We start from the raw sequence: 16,223 nt of genomic DNA, 5'->3' as shown, positions 1-16,223 counted from the left end.
TAAAATGAAAAAATATGATTATCTTATTGTTGGAGCAGGTCTTTTCGGCTCAATCTTTGCTCATGAAGCAGCTAAACGTGGTAAAAAATGTTTAGTGATCGAAAAACGAGATCATATTGGTGGAAACTGTTATACCCAAAATATCGAAGGTATTAATGTGCATAAATATGGTGCGCATATTTTCCATACTAGTAATAAAGTAGTTTGGGGCTATATTCAGCAATTTGCTGAATTTAATCGTTTTACTAACTCTCCTGTAGCTCGTTACAAAGATGAATTGTATAGTTTACCTTTCAATATGCTTACATTTAATAAAATGTGGGGTGTTATCACACCACAAGAAGCTGAAGCAAAAATTAAAGAGCAGATATCAAAAGAGAATATTACAGCCCCTAAAAATCTAGAAGAGCAAGCTATCTCATTGGTTGGTCGAGATATCTATGAAAAATTAATTAAAGGCTATACAGAAAAACAATGGGGGCGTAAATGTACGGAACTTCCTGAATTTATTATTAAACGTTTACCTGTGCGTTATACCTACGATAACAATTATTTCTATGATACTTATCAAGGTATTCCTATTGGTGGGTATACAAGGATTTTTGAAAAAATGTTAGACGGTATTGAGGTTAAACTGGGTGTAGATTTTTTTGCAGAGCGTGAATATTACGAAAGTATAGCTGATAAAATCGTGTTTACAGGAATGATTGATGAGTATTTTGGGTATCAATTCGGTAAATTAGAATATCGTAGTTTGAGTTTTGATAATGAAGTATTAGATATGCCAAATTATCAAGGTAATGCAGTTGTGAACTATACTGAAAGCGAAGTCCCTTATACACGTATAATAGAACATAAACACTTTGAATATGGTACGCAAGATAAGACAGTGATTACTCGTGAGTATTCAAAAGAATATCAAGAGGGGGATGAACCTTATTACCCAATTAACGATCAGCGTAATAACGAATTATATTCAAAATATAAAGCATTAGCAGATAATGTATCAAATGTTATTTTTGGAGGTCGTTTAGCTCAGTATAAATATTTTGATATGCATAATATTATTGCTGAAGCCTTGGGATGTGTAGCTAAAGAGTTAGATTAGATAAGGAGTGATATGCATAGAATAACATTATCAAAAATATTTCTTTGGTTTGGTGATTTTTTTGCTTTTTTTTCCTCTTTTTTTATTTCATTGACTCTATTACCTTTAGTCAATCATAGTCAAGCCTCTTTTCCCAAAGAGGAGCTAGATGAATATATTTTTATTCATCTTGTGATTTCTCTTTGCTGTGTATGCTGGTTTTGGATTCGTTTACGTCACTATACATATAGAAAGCCTTTTTGGTTTGAGCTTAAAGAGATACTTCGAACCCTGTTTATATTTTTTGTTATAGAGTTAGCAATTATCGCGTTCTCCAAACTTTATATATCTAGAACATTGTGGGTGTTAACTTGGTTTGGGGTTGTAGTTTTAGTGCCTGTAGTTAGAATTTGTTTAAAAAAATTACTTTTAAAACTAAATTTATACCAAAAAGATACTGTTATTATTGGTAGCGGTCGAAATGCTAAAGATGTATATAGAGCTTTAGCAGATGAATCTTACTTAGGCTTTAGTCTTCGTTATTTTGTTTCATCGGATACTATTCCAGAAGATGGTATGAATGAAATCAAAGTAATTGATGCGAAGAATAAGGATATTATTTCGCTTCTGCAATTAGATATTAAGATAGTTCAGTTCATATTAGCTTTAGATGACGAGATATTGTTGGATTCTTGGCTGAGATATTTAGCCTTGAACAAATGTCGTTCAGTTTCCGTTATTCCTAATATTAGAGGGATACCATTGTATGGTACAGATATGTCTTTCTTATTCAGCCATGAAATGTTGCTGTTGAGAGTCAATAATAATCTTGCAAAGCGTTCCTCTCGTATTCTAAAAAGAACAATGGATATTGTCGGTTCTTTAGCCATTATTACTTTGCTTTCTCCTGTATTGCTTTATCTTTATTTTTCAGTAAAAAAAGATGGCGGTAATGCTATTTATGGGCATCCTAGAATTGGTCGCAATGGAAAAACATTTAACTGTTTGAAATTTAGATCAATGGTTGTGAACTCTAAAGAAGTGCTAGATGAATTGCTAAGAACAGATCCTGAAGCAAGAGCTGAATGGGAAAAAGATTTTAAATTAAAGAATGATCCTCGTATTACTAAAATTGGTGCCTTTATTCGCAAGACAAGTTTAGATGAATTACCTCAACTCTTTAATGTTTTAAAAGGTGAAATGAGTTTAGTTGGGCCTCGCCCAATTGTCGCTGATGAGCTAGAGCGTTATCAGGATGATGTTGAGTATTACCTTATGGCTAAACCAGGAATGACAGGATTGTGGCAAGTAAGCGGACGTAATGATGTGGATTATAATACCCGTGTTTATTTTGATTCTTGGTATGTTAAAAACTGGTCACTTTGGAATGACATCGCTATTTTGTTTAAAACAGTGAATGTTGTTTTGAAAAAAGATGGAGCCTATTAATTATATGATTGAGATAGATGTTTGAATGAAATTTATGATGATATGAAAACGTTTATTCTCTCGATATAGGTAAGAAATTTAAATATTAAATGAATCAGAAAACTTTAATTTTGAAACAAAGAATACTTTATTTTGATATTTTGAATATCTTAGCCTGCTTTGCGGTGTTGTCGTTACATCATAATGGGATTGTTCATAATTTTAATGTAAATACATTAGCATGGAAACAATCATTGATGTTCGAGGTGTTATTCTATTGGGCTGTGCCTATTTTTTTTATGCTAACAGGTGCTACATTATTTGGATATCGAAATAAATATTCAACTCAGGATTTCTTTAAAAAGAGAGTTTTTAGAGCAATAGTTCCCTTCATTATATGGAGTATTATTTTACTATTCCACTCGTGGTTAGTGGGGAAGTTCTCATATAAGAATATCAATGAAGTTTTAAGTGCTATTATTACAACAAGAATATACCATGGTGATATATATTGGTTCTTTATCCCTCTGATATCATTGTATTTTTTTATACCCGTATTATCCCTGCTGAAGGATAACAGGAACATCTTGTGGTATATGGCTATTTTTTTATTTGTTACTCATTCTTGTTTGCCATTACTCTTCCTATCTTTAGGTGTTAAATATAATAATTCATTATCATTTCCAGTTGCTGGATATGTGTTATTTCTAATTTTAGGTTACCTTTTTTCTACAATCGAGTTATCTAGAAAGCAAAGGATGATAATTTATTTACTTGGCCTGATGTCTGCATTTATTAGATATGCTGGAACCTATTATTATTCTTTAGAGCAAGGAAAGATTGATAAGTTTCTGTTTGGTTATATACAATTTCATTCTGTATTATTAGCCTTGGCAGTATTTGTTCTAGTTAAAGAAATAGGAAAATATGTCGAATCGGTTAAGATCGCAAACTTTCTTGCCGTTTTATCATCATGTAGTTTGGGGATTTATTTAATTCATAAGTTAGCGATGTCTTATGAATTGTATTTTCTACAAATTACAGCTGATAATGTTTATTGGCGCTTTGCTGGGGCTTTTTTGACCTACTTTGTATGCCTAAGTGTAGTGTTAGTTATAAAAAGAATTCCTTATTTGAGGGTTGTTTTTCCATAAGCTATGAATATCCTCATCACCGGCGGTTCCGGCTTCATCGGTTCCGCCCTCATTCGATATATCATTAATCATACTCAAGATTTCGTTATCAATGTTGATAAGCTGACCTATGCTGCAAATCAATCATCCTTAAAAGACATAGAAAATAGTACTCGGTATGCTTTTGAGCAAGTTGATATTTGTGATCTTAAGGCGATAGAAAGCATTTTTGAAAAATATCAGCCGGATGCGGTGATGCATTTGGCGGCAGAAAGTCATGTTGATCGTTCTATTACAGGAGCGGCTGATTTTATTCAAACCAATATTGTTGGTACTTATACATTATTAGAAGTGGCGAAGAATTATTGGCATACCTTAGACGAAGCTAAAAAATCGGATTTTCGATTCCACCATATTTCTACAGATGAAGTGTATGGGGATTTATCCTTTTCTGAACCAGCCTTTACCGAACATTCCGCTTATCATCCGAGTAGCCCTTATTCAGCCTCAAAAGCGGCGAGTGATCATTTGGTGCACGCTTGGCATCGCACTTATGGTTTGCCGGTGATTATCACAAACAGTTCCAATAACTATGGGGCTTATCAACACGCTGAAAAGCTTATTCCTTTAATGATTTCAAATGCTGTGATGGGAAAGAATTTGCCAATTTATGGTGATGGGCAGCAGATTCGTGATTGGTTATTTGTGGAAGATCATGTTCAAGCCTTATATTTAGTTTTAACAAAAGGTCGAGTCGGGGAAAACTATAATATCGGTGGAAATTGTGAAAAAACAAACCTTGAAGTGGTTAAAACAATTTGCCAATTACTCGAAGAACTTGCACCAAATAAGTCTAATCACATAAAGTATTATGAAAATTTAATAACCTATGTAAAAGACCGACCTGGTCACGATGTGCGATATTCATTGGATTGTTCTAAAATTCATGCAGAATTAGGTTGGCAACCGCAAATAACCTTTGAACAAGGACTTCGTCAGACGGTAAAATGGTACCTAGAGAATAATAGATAAATAAAGGAGAAGAACCTCATGCAAATTACATTATCAACTACTCCCTCTTCGGAGAGTTGGGGCAAAAATGCCATTTTAAGTTTTAATCAAGATCAAGCCGTTATTCATCTTAAAGATGATGAAAAATCGAATCTTGTTTTAGTGCAAAAAGCGGCACGTAAATTACGTGGGCAAGGTATTAAAGATGTTGAGCTTGTGGGGGATGCATGGGAATTAGAAAATTGCTGGGCATTTTATCAAGGTTTTTACACGGCGAAGCAAGATTATTCGATTGAGTTTCCTCACTTAGATGATGAGCCACAAGATGAATTATTAGCTCGTATTGAATGTGGTGATTTTGTTCGTGGCATTATTAATGAGCCGGCACAAACCCTTACGCCGGTTAAATTAGCGGAACGCGCGGCTGAGTTTATTTCTAAACAAGCCGAAAGTTATGCCGATAAAAGTGCGGTCAGTTTTCAAATCATTTCTGGCGAAGCATTAAAAGAGCAAGGTTACCACGGGATCTTTACTGTGGGTCGCGGGTCTATTAATCTGCCAGCCATGCTGCAATTAGATTTTAACCCGACTAATGATCCAAATGCGCCCGTATTAGCCTGTCTAGTGGGTAAAGGTATTACTTTTGACAGTGGTGGTTATAGCATCAAACCAAGTGATGGCATGAGCACGATGCGTACTGATATGGGCGGCGCTGCATTATTAACAGGTGCGTTAGGATTTGCCATTGCGCACGGTTTAAATCAACGAGTAAAACTCTATCTATGCTGTGCAGAAAACTTGGTGAGCAGTAATGCGTTTAAATTGGGTGATATCATCACGTATAAAAATGGTGTAACCGCTGAGATTTTAAATACTGATGCGGAAGGCCGTTTAGTATTGGCGGATGGCTTAATTGAAGCCGATAGTCAAAATCCACAATTTATTGTCGATTGTGCAACCTTAACCGGTGCGGCGAAAATAGCAGTCGGTAATGATTACCACAGCGTGCTTTCTATGGATGATGCGTTGGTAAATAGTTTGTTCCAAGCCGCCAAAGAAGAAAATGAACCATTCTGGCGTTTACCTTTTGAAGAGTTCCATCGTAGCCAAATATCTTCTTCTTTTGCAGATATCGCAAATACAGGCACCGCGCCAGTTGTCGCGGGTGCAAGTACAGCAACAGCATTTTTATCGTATTTTGTGAAAAGCTATCAACAACGGTGGTTGCATATTGATTGTTCGGCCACTTATCGTAAATCAGGTAGTGATTTATGGGCGGTTGGTGCAACTGGAATTGGTGTGAAAACTTTAGCAAATTTATTAGTAACGAAAGCAAGTTAAGTAGGATTTTATGACAGAACGTACTTTTTCAATTATCAAACCTGATGCAGTAAAGCGTCATTTAATTGGTGCTATTTTAGGGCGTTTTGAATCTCAAGGATTCCGTGTTGTTGCGCTTAAAATGGTGCAATTAACCAAAGAGCAAGCGGAAGGTTTCTATGCTGAACACCAAGGTAAACCATTTTTTGAACCGTTGGTGGAGTATATGCTCTCTGGTCCGATGGTGGTTTCTGTGTTGGAAAAAGAAAATGCCGTGAAAGATTACCGCACTTTGATTGGCGCAACGAATCCGGCTGAGGCGGCAGAAGGCACTATCCGTAAAGACTTTGCGTTAAGTCAGCGAGAAAACTCTGTCCATGGTTCTGATAGCGTTGAAAGCGCAAAACGAGAAATTGCTTATTTCTTCGTAGATTCAGAAATCCAACCATAATTCATTTCTATAAAAAAGCACTTAGTGAATCGCTAAGTGCTTTTATTTTATTGCTTTTCAATTTTTGAGATAGTCTTTTTCATTGGATCAATCTCCGCACGAATATGAAAGGCTTTTGCCAAATTCTCCGCATTTAACACGGCTTGCGTTTCACCTACAGCTAACAATTTTCCTTTATCTAATAGAACAATTTCATCACAAAATTGATAAGCCAATGAAAGGTGATGAATTGCGACGACACACGTATGTTGCGGTGTGAGTGATTGAAGCTGTTCCATCATATCAATTTGATAATAAGGGTCGAGTGGCGCAATCGGCTCATCGACTAATAAAACAGGAGATTCTTTAATGCAGCAGCGAGCGAGTTGTACACGTGCTTTCTCGCCACCTGAAAGTTGTTGAAATGGCTTATCGAGTAAATGAGTTACCGCAAATTTTTCTGAAAACGCTTGAATTTTTGACCGCTCTTTTTCTTTTGGTAACGGAGCTGCCAAGCCTAATGCAATCACATCATAAACGGATAAATCCCAATGAATTTGCGTATTTTGTGCGAGGTAAGCAATGTGCTGGCTTTTTTCGATCGCGTTCATCTTACTTAATGGCTGAGCATCAAACCAAACCTCTCCTTGTTTGAGGGACAAGATACCTGCAATGGTTTTCAATAAGGTAGATTTCCCCGCACCATTGGCGCCCATAATACCAATCAACTTACCTGATGGAAGCGTACAGTTGATGTCATTTAAGCAATAGGTTTGGGTGAGTTTTTCAATTCTAATCATAGATTTTTCTCTGTTGCGTTAATAACATCCAAATCAAGCAAGGGGCACCGATAAGTGCGGTCAATGTGCCGATGTAAATATGTGAAAACAGTGGGATATATAAAATCGCCAAATCAGCCAATAAGAGCAGTAAAGCCCCAATTAATGCACTGGTGAGGTAAAGCTGTGACGGGCGAGCTTTTAATAAAATACGGGCGAAGTGTGGTGCGATTAAACCGATAAAACCAATGGTACCGGTTTGAGGAATGGTCGCCCCGACTAATAAAGCCACACCAAAGGTGCTGATGAAAAAGCTACGTTTTGGATCCACACCCATGGTGCTCGCTGTTTCTTCACCAAAGGTGAGTAAATCTAAGTATCGGCGAGTGTGGTATAAGCAGAAAACCCCTGCCAGAACAATCGGGAGTGAAATAAGCAAAGTATCTAATTTTGCCCACATCAATGAGCCTTGTAGCCAACGATAAAGTTCAGCTAATGCCCATGGGCTTTCCGCGTTGGAGAGCAGTAATGCAATTGCTGAACCAAGCAACATATTAACCGCTAAGCCGCTTAAAATCATCATCGTGGTGCCGTAGTTTTTGGCGATCAAATACACGATGAAAAAGCTTAAAAGCGCACCAATTACGCCACCCGCTAAAAGCAGTGAAAATGGCACAGCAAAATAATAAAGGATAAATACACTAGCCGCTGTTGCACCAGCGCTACTGCCGAGTAAACCTGGACTCGCTAATGGATTTTGGAAAATACCTTGCATCGCATTGCCGGCAATCGCTAGGCTAGCACCTGTCAATAAAGCTAAACCAATGCGTGGAAAACGAATATCCCACAGCACCATCGAACGCATATCGGTGAGCACACCATCCGCATTTTTGAGATGGGCAAAGTCACCAAGCTGATGATAAATCGCAAAGCCGCTAATTAATAGCAACGCGAAGAAAAGTGCGGTATTTAATTTGAGTGTTTTGGTCAATGAACAATTTCCTATGTAATCCAAATATCATTTGTTAATTTGATTTTGTCAAATCTCCCCTAACCCCTCTTTGCTAAAGAGGGGGATTATAGTGTAGGGACTTATAATTCTGATGGTTTATTCTAATCATTTATACATAAAGACATATAAATATGTCATCTAGAGTTAATTTAATCATGAAGTTCCCCTCTTTAGCAAAGAGGGGGTAGGGGAGATTTGTCAGCTACATTATTTTAACTGCTGATAAATCTTTTCCGCTCCCTGCCACACACCGTGATCAAAGCAATAGGTATATTTCATCGGGATGCTTACAAGCGGTTGGTTTTTGAAAAAATCTTGCAATATAGGGTGGTGCAGTAATTCGGCTTGTGCATTGTAACCTTGTTTGTCAGTCAGTGAAATTAGCACATTCGGTTGGCTTAAAATCACTTTTTCTAACGAGAAATTTTGTGCGGTAAGTGGTGTTTTTAGTGGCGTTAATCCGAGCAAATTTAACAGCACGGGATATTGCGGATAGTAACTCTCTACCACACCTGTCTCTGACAAAATCAGTGTGTCAGTAAGCGGTCGATTTAAGTGAAAGTTTTGCGATTTGAGTTTTGTTACTAAATCTGCTGCCTTTTGCTCATTCCCCAGTTGCTTGCCTAAGTCTAGAATCAGCGCAAATAATTCATCAGGCGTTTGCGGGCTGTCGTTAATCGGGATAATCTTCACACCGAGCTTTTTCAGCTCTGCGACTAATTGGGGATAAAAAGTTTCATTAATCAGAATAGTTTTATCCAAATAGGGCAATAATTCCGTTAATTGCGGTTCTAGCACAGGTTTGTCGGTATTGATTTTGTCTAACATCATCAACGGTTTTTTCGAATAAGGTGACTGTGCAGCAATTTGCGAAGGCTCAGCCAGTTCGATAAGCAGTCTGTCACTGCAAAGCGTAAGTGAGACAAATTGTTCCGAAGACTGAGCGGTAAACGGAAGGAAAAGTGCGGTTAAAATTAAGCGAGTTTTTTGCATATAGATAATGATACGCTACGCCATTAAGAATGTAAAAAGGCGTGCTTAGCACGCCCTTGTTAGTGGGTAATAATTAGAACGATCCTTTCAACCCAACGTAAACATTACGACCTTCTTGGCCATAGCCCAGTACGTTTTCATATTTTTTATTGAATACGTTGTTTAAGTTTGCATAAATGTTTAAGTTTGGAATAAGTTGGTAGTTCACGCCAAGATTAACTAAGGTGTAAGACGGTAATTTTACGTCACTTTGATATGAGCTATAAGTTACCATTGAGTATGGTCCATAGTACATATCATAACGTTTACCCACATAAGCAATATTTGCGCTTGAGCCTAATTTTTCGGTAATTTGATACGCCACGCCAGCATTAGCTGTGTGCATTGGGCGACGTAAGTAGTTTGTACCGTATTGGTCTTTTTGCTTATCGCTGCGAATGTTGGTGTAGGTATAGTTTGCATAGACAGTCAGTGCATCAGTAAATTTGCCGTTATAAACGATTTCAACGCCTTTAATGCGTGTTTTATCATCGCGATTGTAAGCTTGATTAACTACGCCATATTTAGTATCAATATAGTCTTTTACGTTACGAGCAAAGTAAGTGACATCTAAGCTATGAGCTTTATTCGTCGTTTCCATCAATAAACCGATTTCACCACCGATGCTTTTCGCTGGTTTAAGAGCCGGATTGCCGATGTTTTTGCTATCCCAACCAAAATAATCGGTAAGACTTGGATTTTGAATTGCCGAACCAATTCCCGCGTGCGCTTTGAAGTTCGAAGATAAACGATACGCACCTGCTGCACGTCCTGTCCATGCATTTTTGTATTGCGAATTGTCTGTGAAACGACCACTCAACGATAAGCTATGATCAGATTCAGTGAATAAACGATATTCTGCCGCAACACTTTTCTCCGTTAAGCGTTTTTCTACACCATTATAATTTTTTGAAGTAAAGCTAGTACGCTGGTAATCTGTTAATAAACTTACCGCTTGAGTCACGCTACCTTCACGGTCAAAATTTACATCAAGTTGATAATTGGCATTCAGTTTTTTCCAATCTTTATTGGTTGCATTTAAACCAAAAGTATCACTATCTCCTTTCAAGTGGCTCACGCTAGCTTTATGTTTAAATAGTTCCTTATCACTCCCTAAGTATCCTCCTAATTTAAACAAGGTTTCACGAGTACGAATATAGGTAGGCGTTAAATTTTCAAATGCAGTGTAGCCTTGGGTATCCTGTCCTGAAATAATGCCATCGTTATGAAACGTTTGTGAGGAATGAGATGCTAAGAAATCAATTCCTTTTTGGTTATCATCATAACCAAAACGAATTGAGGCACTATCGCGATGGAATTTGTCTTTTTCAACAGCACCACCAGTACGAATTTCATCACCTTGAGTTGAGGTATAACGGAAAGTGTTTTTGCTTGCAACAGAAATGCCGTTTGTGCGGTGACTATCGCCATGAAGAGCATAGTAGAAATTATTTTGTTGCCCTAAAGCGGTGATTGAGCCATCACGGGTGCGATGCGAACCAGTACCGAAATCAAAATCTACATTGAAAGGTTTATCTTTATATAGTCCACTTTTAGTTGTGATATAAACCACACCACCCATTGCATCAGCCCCCCAAAGTGCTGATTGTTCGCCGCGTAAAACTTCAATGCGTTCGATGTTACTTAGGGCTAAACCTCCAAAGCTAAAATTGGTGTCTGCAGGATTCATTTTCACACCATCAATAATAACTGCTGTTTGGTTTGAATTTGCACCACGTAAGAATAAACTAGTTACCGCACCACGACCTCCAGTTGCTCCCATTGCCACACCTGGCACCGTCTTCAATACATCACTCACATAAGTCGCATTACGCTCAGCAAAATCTTTTTCTGTTAATACAGTAACTGATGAGGCAGTTTGATCTTGGTTTACAGGCGTTGCGTAAACTGAATACACATTGATCGGTTCAAGCTCGGTTTTGGTTTCTGCTTGTACAAAAGCTGACGCACTCAATAAAAGTGCGGTAGTAATTAAGTTAGTTTTCATTAAGTTGGTTCCTCTTTTTAAAAAGTACGCTATTTTGACACAATAGAAATTCATTTCCCAGTTGAGAATTTTCATTTACTTTACAAATTCTGTTCATTTTGTAAAAAAATTCGTTTTTTGACCGCACTTTTTCGCCTTTATCCGCCTTATAGTTTCAAGTATAATGCCTGTATTTTTCATCACATTGTTATTAAAAAAATTATGAGTACAAAATTCAACGTAAAAACATTCCAAGGCATGATTTTAGCCTTGCAAGAATATTGGGCAAATCAAGGTTGTACCGTTGTTCAACCTTTTGATATGGAAGTGGGTGCAGGTACTTCTCACCCAATGACCGCATTACGTGCATTAGGCCCAGAGCCGATGGCATTTGCTTATGTGCAACCTTCACGTCGTCCGACCGATGGTCGTTATGGCGAAAACCCAAACCGTTTACAACATTACTATCAATTCCAAGTGGTGATTAAACCGTCCCCAGATAATATTCAAGAACTCTATTTAGGTTCCCTTGAAATGCTCGGTTTTGATCCAACACAAAACGACATCCGTTTCGTGGAAGATAACTGGGAAAACCCAACCTTAGGTGCGTGGGGCTTAGGTTGGGAAGTATGGTTAAACGGTATGGAAGTGACCCAATTTACCTATTTCCAACAAGTGGGTGGCTTAGAATGTAAACCGGTAACAGGTGAAGTCACCTACGGTTTAGAGCGTTTAGCCATGTACATTCAAGGCGTAGATTCTGTGTATGACTTAGTTTGGTCAGATGGGCCACTTGGCAAAACTACTTACGGCGATGTGTTCCATCAAAACGAAGTGGAGCAATCAACTTACAACTTTGAATACGCGGATACCGATTTCTTATTCTACTGTTTCGATCAATACGAAAAAGAAGCGAAAAGCTTATTAGAATTAGAACGTCCATTACCATTACCTGCTTACGAGCGCATTTTAAAAGCGGCACACAGCTTTAACTTGTTAGATGCGCGTAAGGCGATTTCGGTCACAGAGCGTCAACGCTATATTTTACGCATTCGTGCATTAACCAAAGGCGTGGCGGAAGCATACTATGCAAGCCGTGAAGCCTTAGGTTTCCCAGGCTGTAAAAAATAGGCAAAAAACAACCGCACTTTAAGCATCAACCCAATGATATAAGGAGAAAATGATGAAAGATTTTCAATACCCAGACGATATCTACACGGAAGCAGAAACAGATCCGAATACGCTCGCAAATTTAGGTCCATTGGCAAGATTAGCGGGTGTTTGGGAAGGGAAGCGTGGTGTGGATATCAACCCGAAAGCCGAAGGGCCAGAAAAAGATCCTTATATCGAACATTATGAAGCGCATCCAACCGATGCCCAAACGAATGGACCACAACTGTACTATGGATTGCGTTATCACGCCCATATTGTACAACCGGGCGAAGTCGAAACCTTCCACGACCAAGTGGGTTATTGGTTATGGGAACCTGAAACAGGCAATATTTTATTAACAGGTAGCATTCCACGTGGCCAAACGTTTATTGCGGTAGGTAATGCGGCAGCTGATGCGAAAGAATTCACCGTAAAAGCAGTACGCGGTTCACTAACAAACGGCATCATTTCGAATCCGTTCTTAGAGCGTTCATTTACCACGGAAAGTTTTGAGATGACGGTGAAATTCCATGATGATGGCACTTGGTCATACGATCAAACCACAACCATGATTATCCCAAGTTATGATGCACCGTTTGAACATCGCGATCGTAACCGTTTAAGCAAAATTGGCGAACCGAAATTGAACCCAACTGCGGCAGCAGAAAAAGAGGATGAATAATGAAACCGATTCTTTATTATGCGGCAGATTGCCCGGATACAGCGCCATTTGTGGCAGAGTTAAAACGCTTGGGTGTGGATTATGAAGAAGTGGAAGTATTATCTTCCATTTCAAATTTGAAACAATGGTTGCGTTTGCGTGATCGTCACGCCGCATTTGATGATGCAAAAGCACAAGGCTATGCGGGCTTTCCAGCGTTATTGTTAGATGATGATCGTGTTATTTTAAATGAATCCAAATTAAAAGAGATTTTTTAAAGTAATGAAGAAAGTCGGGTTTTGGCAATTTTTATTTAAAATTGGCGATGATTATTTAATGTTTTTGCGTAACTTAACGCCAGCAGTGTTATTTTTATCACTGGCATTATTTATGTTTTCTGAGCTGGATTGGCGGCATTGGGAGTGGAGTAATGTGCTTGTGCTATTTTTATGCCTCGCTTCCGGATTTATTGCACTTAGTGTAATGGCAATTAATACTGTTAATTTTTTACGCAAGATTCTGAAATCTTTAAGAGTATTAAGCGGACAACCTGAACTTGACGAAAATATAGGTACACTTGAGTTATTTAAGATGCTTTGGATTGAAAGTAGCAGCAAACAATTAATTTTTTTCGTCATAGTGAATATTGTTGCGGTATTTATGGTGTTAGTTTACGGCACCAAATATGCATTGAATTTTTATAGCTCGATTTCAACATTAAATAATTAGGTCTTAAGGGCACATAATAGAAAGTTAGGTTAAGTCTCGAATATGAAAAAAACAACCCTAAAATTTACCGCACTTTTACTTGGTTTGACGCTTGCTAGTGGTGTATTTGCAACAGAAAATCACAAAAGTACACAGAATGCAGATTATGAGCTTGAGAAAGTCTTAATTTTCAGCCGTCATGGATTACGCTCGCCAGTGGAAAAAGATCCACAAGAAATGGCAAAATATTCCCCGTATGAGTGGGCGAAATGGGATGTGCCATCAGGCTATCTCACGGCAAAAGGGACGGTGCTAGAAACCTATTTCGGACAGTATTTAGGTCAGTGGCTTTCGGATAAAGGGTTACTAACAACAGAACGTTGTTCATCGGGCGAAGGCATTTTCGCTTATGCGAATGGAGTGCAACGCACCATTGCAACAGGTCAGGCGATTATTTCTGGCGCATTTGCGGGCTGTAATGTTCAACTGCAACATCACGGTAAAATTGGTTCAGAAAAAGATCCAATTTTTAATACGCAGGCGCATAATCCAAGTCAAGCGTTGATTGAATCTGCAAAAAATAACGTTGATTTAACCGCTTTACAGCAGAAACTTGCACCAAATTATGCGTTATTAAGTGAAATCATCGATTATAAAAACTCACCAAACTGCTTGCAAAAAGGCGAGTGTGATTTAGGTGGAAAAGTCGGTGAATACAGTATTAAAGACGGCAAGTCGGTCAAAATTACGGGTTCTATCAGCACAGGAAAGAAAATTGTCAGTGCATTATTGCTCGCGCATTATGTGGGTAAGCCTGCTTCAGAAATCGCAAACGGCCGCGTAGATAGCCAAGAAAAATGGCGTGCAATTAACGAAATTAAAAACGAATATTACCGCACGTTATTTAAAAACAACGAAGCGCTGGCACAAAATGCCTCATATCCGTTGTTAGCATTTATTCAGCAACAACTAAATAGTGAAAACAAAATTAACTTATTGGTTGGACACGATTCTAATATCGTCGCTCTGCTTGCGGCATTGGGTGTTGAGCCTTATGAATTGAATGATTCATTGGAAAATATCCCAATCGGTGGCAAGTTGCTATTTGAAGTGTGGAAGCATAAACCAAGTGGCAAGCTCAAATTTAAGTTGGATTATGTTTATCAAACCACTGAACAGCTGATTAATATCACGCCATTAAGTTTAGCGACACCACCAAACCAAACGGCATTGACACTCAAAGGCTGTGAAAAAGATGAAAATGGCTTTTGTGATTACGAGCGTTTTCAACAGGTGTTGAGTGAAGGGATTGAGAACGGTAAGAAATAGCGTTCATGCAACCCTATGAAAAATACTTAAAAGAGAATTCGCAAAAATTGCGAGTGGATCAAACGGATGCGGAAAGAAAGCTATGGCAACGCATCAATCGAGATCAATTATTAAGTTTTCGATTTAATCGACAAAAGCCACTTTTAAGTTATATCGTTGATTTTTATTGTGCAAAAGCAAAGCTGATTATCGAATTGGACGGTAGTCAGCACTATGAACCTGATTATCAGGAAAAAGACGCATTGCGAGATGCAGAATTAAATTCACTTGGTTTTACGGTGATGCGATTTAGCAATGATGAAGTAATGCGAGAAATTGAAAGTGTAGTAGAGCAGATTTATTTGTTTTTAGAGAATGTAAGGGCTGATTGAGTATGAGCGTTAAGTCGCTCTGCCAAATCTCCCCTACCCCTCTTTGCTAAAGAGGGGGATTTCTTGAGTAAATTGATTGTAACTGGCTCATTTACATTTTAATTTCAATAGAGATTAAATTATCTGCTTTCAAAAAACGTTAAAGTAAAACATAGATATTTAACTCTGCAAAGATCCAATCCCCTCTTTAGCAAAGAGGGGTAGGGGAGATTTGGCAGAAGTGAAAACGAAGAAAATAATCAAATAGGACATGAATTTCTTAATTTACATACGCTATAAGAGATAACGGAAAATATAATGAAGCAACATATTTATCAAACTACCGTAGAGTGGGTTGGAAATTTAGGGCGGGGCACTTCTTCTTATACTGCGTATGAGCGGGATTTTATTGCTTCGGCATTGAATAAACCTAATATTTTAGGTTCTTCTGATCCAGCTTTTCGTGGTGATAAAACACGTTGGAATCCAGAAGATATGTTATTAGCCTCTATTTCTGCTTGCCATAAATTATGGTATTTACATTTTTGTGCCGTTAATAACATTATTGTGCAAGCATACCGTGATGAGGCTATCGCAATTATGGATGAAGGCAGTTCTGAACAAGCAGGACGTTTTATTTCAGCAACATTAAAACCTCGTGTAAGAATTTCAAGTGAGTCGGATGCTGTTAAGGCATTGGTATTACATGAAAATGCGCATCACGCGTGTTTTATTGCAAATTCACTTAATTTTCCAGTGAAATGTGAAGCTATTATTGAAAAAGATTAAATTAAAATAAAATGG

Annotated in this window: 17 protein-coding genes; 13 read left to right on the top strand and 4 right to left on the bottom strand. The window is 38.0% G+C overall.

Annotated features, from left to right (window positions below):
• Nucleotides 1-4: 4 nt before the first annotated feature.
• The 6 genes from glf to ndk all read left to right on the top strand — a co-directional run bounded on the left by glf (nucleotide 5) and on the right by ndk (nucleotide 6,430).
• On the top strand, nucleotides 5-1,108 hold the full coding sequence (glf, locus tag DPV95_RS04905) for a UDP-galactopyranose mutase (RefSeq protein WP_111406753.1): 1,104 nt from the start codon (nucleotides 5-7) through the stop codon (nucleotides 1,106-1,108).
• Nucleotides 1,109-1,120: 12 nt separating this feature from the next.
• Entirely contained in the window at nucleotides 1,121-2,536 is a 1,416-nt protein-coding gene (gene wbaP, locus DPV95_RS04900) for an undecaprenyl-phosphate galactose phosphotransferase WbaP (RefSeq protein WP_111406752.1), read from the top strand.
• A gap of 89 nt (nucleotides 2,537-2,625) precedes the next feature.
• Nucleotides 2,626-3,669 (top strand): acyltransferase, encoded by a 1,044-nt coding sequence (locus tag DPV95_RS04895; protein ID WP_165818928.1) that lies wholly within the window; start codon nucleotides 2,626-2,628, stop codon nucleotides 3,667-3,669.
• 3 nt (nucleotides 3,670-3,672) lie between these two features.
• Complete coding sequence (gene rfbB, locus DPV95_RS04890; RefSeq protein WP_111406751.1) at nucleotides 3,673-4,680, top strand: dTDP-glucose 4,6-dehydratase; 1,008 nt, start codon at nucleotides 3,673-3,675, stop codon at nucleotides 4,678-4,680.
• An 18-nt stretch (nucleotides 4,681-4,698) separates the two neighbouring features.
• Nucleotides 4,699-6,000, top strand: coding sequence for an aminopeptidase PepB (pepB, locus tag DPV95_RS04885; RefSeq protein WP_111406750.1), 1,302 nt, complete (start codon nucleotides 4,699-4,701; stop codon nucleotides 5,998-6,000).
• Between the two features lie 10 nt (nucleotides 6,001-6,010).
• The gene (gene ndk, locus DPV95_RS04880; protein ID WP_049364803.1) at nucleotides 6,011-6,430 is read left to right on the top strand and encodes a nucleoside-diphosphate kinase; all 420 of its coding nucleotides are present in this window, start codon (nucleotides 6,011-6,013) and stop codon (nucleotides 6,428-6,430) included.
• Between the two features lie 47 nt (nucleotides 6,431-6,477).
• On the opposite strand, the gene DPV95_RS04875 is transcribed toward ndk, so the two are convergent.
• The 4 genes from DPV95_RS04875 to DPV95_RS04860 form a co-directional block, all read right to left on the bottom strand.
• Nucleotides 6,478-7,209 (bottom strand): ABC transporter ATP-binding protein, encoded by a 732-nt coding sequence (locus DPV95_RS04875; RefSeq protein ID WP_111406749.1) that lies wholly within the window; start codon nucleotides 7,207-7,209, stop codon nucleotides 6,478-6,480.
• Nucleotides 7,202-8,179, bottom strand: a complete 978-nt coding sequence (locus DPV95_RS04870; protein WP_049367314.1) for a FecCD family ABC transporter permease — start codon at nucleotides 8,177-8,179, stop codon at nucleotides 7,202-7,204. The genes DPV95_RS04875 and DPV95_RS04870 overlap by 8 nt, the downstream gene beginning before the upstream one ends.
• A 228-nt stretch (nucleotides 8,180-8,407) precedes the next feature.
• Entirely contained in the window at nucleotides 8,408-9,193 is a 786-nt protein-coding gene (locus DPV95_RS04865; protein ID WP_049367315.1) for a substrate-binding domain-containing protein, read from the bottom strand.
• A gap of 73 nt (nucleotides 9,194-9,266) precedes the next feature.
• Nucleotides 9,267-11,240 carry a TonB-dependent receptor plug domain-containing protein gene (locus tag DPV95_RS04860; RefSeq protein ID WP_049367316.1) on the bottom strand — a complete coding sequence of 658 codons (1,974 nt, stop codon included), beginning with the start codon at nucleotides 11,238-11,240 and terminating at the stop codon, nucleotides 9,267-9,269.
• A 201-nt stretch (nucleotides 11,241-11,441) separates the two neighbouring features.
• Here DPV95_RS04860 and glyQ point away from each other — a divergent pair, with 201 nt between their 5' ends.
• From glyQ to DPV95_RS04825, 7 genes are all read left to right on the top strand, one after another.
• On the top strand, nucleotides 11,442-12,350 hold the full coding sequence (glyQ, locus tag DPV95_RS04855) for a glycine--tRNA ligase subunit alpha (protein ID WP_005695296.1): 909 nt from the start codon (nucleotides 11,442-11,444) through the stop codon (nucleotides 12,348-12,350).
• Between the two features lie 52 nt (nucleotides 12,351-12,402).
• Nucleotides 12,403-13,053, top strand: a complete 651-nt coding sequence (locus DPV95_RS04850; protein WP_049367318.1) for an FABP family protein — start codon at nucleotides 12,403-12,405, stop codon at nucleotides 13,051-13,053.
• Complete coding sequence (locus DPV95_RS04845) at nucleotides 13,053-13,310, top strand: hypothetical protein (protein ID WP_049367320.1); 258 nt, start codon at nucleotides 13,053-13,055, stop codon at nucleotides 13,308-13,310. Before DPV95_RS04850 ends, DPV95_RS04845 begins: the two co-directional genes overlap by 1 nt.
• 4 nt (nucleotides 13,311-13,314) lie before the next feature.
• Nucleotides 13,315-13,761 (top strand): hypothetical protein, encoded by a 447-nt coding sequence (locus tag DPV95_RS04840; RefSeq protein ID WP_049367321.1) that lies wholly within the window; start codon nucleotides 13,315-13,317, stop codon nucleotides 13,759-13,761.
• A 42-nt stretch (nucleotides 13,762-13,803) separates the two neighbouring features.
• Nucleotides 13,804-15,069: a histidine-type phosphatase gene (locus DPV95_RS04835; RefSeq protein ID WP_049367322.1), complete on the top strand. Its 1,266-nt coding sequence runs from the start codon at nucleotides 13,804-13,806 to the stop codon at nucleotides 15,067-15,069.
• A 5-nt stretch (nucleotides 15,070-15,074) separates the two neighbouring features.
• Nucleotides 15,075-15,440 carry an endonuclease domain-containing protein gene (locus DPV95_RS04830; protein ID WP_049367323.1) on the top strand — a complete coding sequence of 122 codons (366 nt, stop codon included), beginning with the start codon at nucleotides 15,075-15,077 and terminating at the stop codon, nucleotides 15,438-15,440.
• 297 nt (nucleotides 15,441-15,737) lie between these two features.
• On the top strand, nucleotides 15,738-16,208 hold the full coding sequence (locus DPV95_RS04825) for an OsmC family protein (RefSeq protein ID WP_049367324.1): 471 nt from the start codon (nucleotides 15,738-15,740) through the stop codon (nucleotides 16,206-16,208).
• Nucleotides 16,209-16,223 lie beyond the last annotated feature (15 nt).

Origin of the sequence: Haemophilus parainfluenzae (assembly GCF_003252755.1) — a bacterium.
Lineage (GTDB): Bacteria > Pseudomonadota > Gammaproteobacteria > Enterobacterales > Pasteurellaceae > Haemophilus_D > Haemophilus_D parainfluenzae_N.
Note: the sequence above shows the minus strand (reverse complement) of the source record. Positions and strands in the feature narration are given on the sequence as shown.